This window comes from Mucilaginibacter sp., assembly GCF_039935595.1.
Classification (GTDB): Bacteria; Bacteroidota; Bacteroidia; order Sphingobacteriales; family Sphingobacteriaceae; genus Mucilaginibacter.
Map to the genome: position 1 here is coordinate 1 of NZ_JBDTJZ010000010.1, position 3,134 is coordinate 3,134.

2 protein-coding genes are annotated in these 3,134 nt (G+C 40.9%); both read right to left on the reverse strand.

Translation table 11 applies throughout. The features are described from left to right. Positions 1 to 328 precede the first annotated feature (328 nt). Positions 329 to 2,221 carry a RecQ family ATP-dependent DNA helicase gene (locus ABI367_RS00470; protein ID WP_462229121.1) on the reverse strand — a complete coding sequence of 631 codons (1,893 nt, stop codon included), beginning with the start codon at positions 2,219 to 2,221 and terminating at the stop codon, positions 329 to 331. A 104-nt stretch (positions 2,222 to 2,325) separates the two neighbouring features. Continuing rightward, positions 2,326 to 3,134 (reverse strand): citrate/2-methylcitrate synthase (locus ABI367_RS00475; protein WP_462229123.1); only part of this gene is annotated, 809 nt, incomplete at its 5' end.

A 3,134-nucleotide genomic window follows, 5' to 3' on the forward strand; every position in this document is an offset into this window, starting at 1 on the left:
CTCAATTTTGGCTATCGGGGTAATGTTAGGTAAGGTAGTGGTTCCGTCGCCGGTTGTTGATGCGAAAGCGCTGGTGCTTAATGTTAATGTTGCAGCTGCGATAAGGGTTAATATTGTAGTTTTCATAGCTTTAATATTTTATGTTTTGTTTATGTCTTGTTGTTATTTACACCCTTATGACTACGTGAATTACAATTTGTTAAACCCAATATGAGTGTAATAGACACACACACTGTACATCACTACAAACACTGAAATTTTATAGACCAACCGGAAAGAGATTTTTTTAACAAACAGGAAAAGTTATGGCAAAGAGAGATGGGGAGAATTATAAATAATACTTATCGCCGTTAAATTTAAGTTTTCCTGCATCAAGTAATAAGCGTATGGTAGCTATCTTTTCTTTTTCGTCACCGCTTTTAAGGGAGGTTACCAGAGCATCAATATCCATAGGCGTCGAGCTTAATAACTGCACCAGCTCATTGGTGATATTGTCACCAATTTCGGCAGCGTTTTTTTGCCGTTTTTCTTCCAGGCATACGTCGCAAATACCGCACTTATGTGCACCGGGCTCATCAAAATAAGCCAGCAGCATTTGGCTGCGGCATTTTTTATGCAGTGAGTAAGCAAACACCGCTTCCATTTTTTTTAGGTAAGTGGCTTTGCGCTCTTCAATATATGCCTTATTAATATATAGGTTATTATTATGTTGTCGGGGCTTTAAGTACGTAACCTGTGGCTTATCGTTTTGGGGCAAATAGCTTAATATATTATAGTCCTGTAACTGCTTTAAGCCTTCAATTACCTGCTGCACGTTCATGTTGGTACGCCGGGCAAGGTCAAACTCGCGCAGGCGCACATAGTTTTCAAATGCACCTCCGTATGACCGTAAAAGCGTTTTAATAAACCTGTCCCAACCCTGGTTCTGTATCTGAAAATTATATAACTCCTCGTTCATCACCTCAAACCTGAAACGGGATGGCAGGAACACGCTTTCGTTAAAAGACAGGTATTCGTCTTGTTCTAAAAATTTGAGCGCGTTAAGTGTTTTTATGGGGTCGAGTTTAAAGCGCGAACAAAAATCACTTATATCCAGATCAAAGTTTAAACCTTCGCCTGCACCATATGCCAACTGATAATAATTAGCCAGATGATGATACACCAGTTTGATCTCATCCACCGAAGGAAAATTAAGCACAAACAGCTTTTCCTGCTTTAACCTGTCGGGATGGTTATATAATAAAACAGCATAAGCCTTATGTTCATCGCGCCCGGCGCGGCCCGCCTCCTGGTAATAGGCCTCCAGGCTTTCGGGCATGTCTTTATGTATCACAAAGCGCACATCAGGTTTATCAATACCCATACCAAAGGCATTGGTAGCCACAATAATTCGGATCTTGTTATTCTTCCAGCTTTCCTGTCTTTTGGCCCGTTCGTCGGGACTTAAGCCTGCATGGTAGTAATCGGCTTTTATTTGATTGTCGGTATAAAACCGTGCTATTTCGGCACAATCCTTCCTGCTTCGCACGTATACAATTCCGCTACCTTTTACACCATGCGCAATATCCAGCATCTTTTTATATTTACTTTCGGTATGCTGTACCACATAGCTTATGTTTTTACGCTCAAAACTTTTTTGAAAAACAAGCTGATTTTTAAACAGCAGCTTCTCCTGTATATCTTCCCTCACCTCGGCAGTGGCGGTAGCGGTGAGTGCCAACACAGGTACGTTAGGGTGTAATTCGCGCAAATCAGCCACATGCAGGTACGATGGCCTGAAATCATAGCCCCATTGCGATATACAGTGCGCCTCATCAACCGCAATTAAGTTTACGTTCATGTACTTAATGCGCTCCCGCACCAATTCGGACAGTAAACGCTCGGGCGACAGGTACAGAAATTTTACAGGCCCGTATATACAGTTATCCAATGCAATATCAACCTCGCGCTTGCCCATGCCTGATACAATGGCAATCGCATCAATACCTTTCGCTTTCAGGTTTTCTACCTGGTCTTTCATTAAGGCTATCAATGGCGATATTACAATACATATACCGTCCTTAGCCAAAGCAGGTATCTGGAAACATACCGATTTACCACCACCTGTGGGTAACAGCGCCAATGTATCATGACCTAACAATACAGACTGTATAATATCCTCCTGCATGGGGCGGAAGGTATCATGGTTCCAGTATTGTTTTAATATTTCCTGTATAGTCATGCGTTAGGGTAATTTCAAAACTATTAAAATGTATCTATAGTTTTATCAAGGCACAAAAAAACCGCCCCATAAAGTGAAGCGGTTTTCTAATATGATTAAAGCTATTACCTTTTTTCTAACTCTACATAATCCTTATTAACATCACCTACATAAATTTGACGCGGGCGACCAATAGGCTCTTTGTTTTCTTTCATCTCTTTCCATTGGGCAATCCATCCCGGTAAGCGACCCAGCGCAAATAGCACGGTGAACATATCCGTAGGGAAACCTAAAGCACGATAGATGATACCTGAGTAAAAATCAACGTTAGGATATAATTTACGCTCCACAAAATACGGGTCTTTTAAGGCCACTTCTTCTAAACGCTTGGCAATCTCTAATACCTCATCATCAATGCCCAGTTTCTCTAAAATATCATCACATGCTTTTTTGATGATTTTTGCACGAGGGTCAAAGTTTTTATACACACGGTGACCAAAGCCCATTAAACGGAACGGATCGTTTTTATCTTTTGCTTTATTTATCCATTTATCGGTATCGCCGCCATCCTCTTTAATTTGCTCCAGCATTTCAATAACTGCCTGGTTAGCTCCGCCATGTAGCGGCCCCCATAAGGCAGAAATACCTGCTGATACTGAAGCATAAATATTTGACTCGGACGAACCTACTATACGTACAGTTGATGTTGAACAATTCTGCTCGTGATCAGCATGTAGTATCAGTAAAGTATTCATGGCATTCACTACAACCGGATCTATTTGTATCTGCTCGGTGCGCTGACCAAAAGTCATATTTAAAAAATTGGTAACATAGTCGTACTTATTTTGAGGATAAATAACCGGATGTCCCAATGATTTTTTGTATATCCAGGATACTATGGTGGTCATCTTAGCCAGCATTTTTATAATGCTTT